1 pseudogene is annotated in these 631 nt (G+C 62.3%); it reads right to left on the bottom strand.

Annotated elements, in window-relative coordinates:
* Nucleotides 1-266: 266 nt before the first annotated feature.
* Nucleotides 267-631 (bottom strand): annotated as a pseudogene (locus ACXAJT_RS27615) (DDE-type integrase/transposase/recombinase); the annotation flags it as partial.

Raw genomic sequence — 631 nt, 5'->3', positions numbered from 1 at the left:
GTGAGCCCAGGCGGAAGGACCTCTCTCTGACTGAGCCGTGGAGGCAGTCAATCTGACCTCGTAGATAATGTTCGGGCCTTCTGCTTGGGATGTGGGATCTCGTATTAAGGACGGTGAGGGCCGCCAGCGCGCGTACCCTGTGTTTGCTATGGATGAGATCATTTCTTGACGGCAGAGCCCGTCTGGGCAACCTTATCAGGGTATCCGGACAGCCGGATGCCACACGACCTGCTGACCTAAGCAGCCAGATTTTCCTGACATAGGACGTTGTCGGACCGGATGAACCGCGGCGGGCCGCGCTGGATGAAAAGGTCCGTCAGCGCGTCCAGGACATCGGTGGAGTTCAGTCGCCTGTCGACACGGATCATTAACGCCTCCCGCGTATATTCATCGAGGATGTTGAGCGTCCGGTAAGCCCGGCCGTCGCTGGTCCGGTCCTGCACGAAGTCGTAGGACCAGACGTGGTTGGGGTGCTCGGGCTTCAGCCGCACGCAAGAGCCGTCGTTCAGCCAGAGCCTGCCGCGCTTCTTCTGCTTGTGCGGGACCTTGAGCCCTTCGCGCCGCCAAATGCGCGCCACCCGCTTGTGGTTCACCTGCCAGCCCGCCCGGCGCAGCAGCACGGCGACCCGGC

It is taken from the genome of Salipiger sp. ABF4_146 (genome assembly GCF_056161345.1).
Note: the sequence above shows the minus strand (reverse complement) of the source record. Positions and strands in the feature narration are given on the sequence as shown.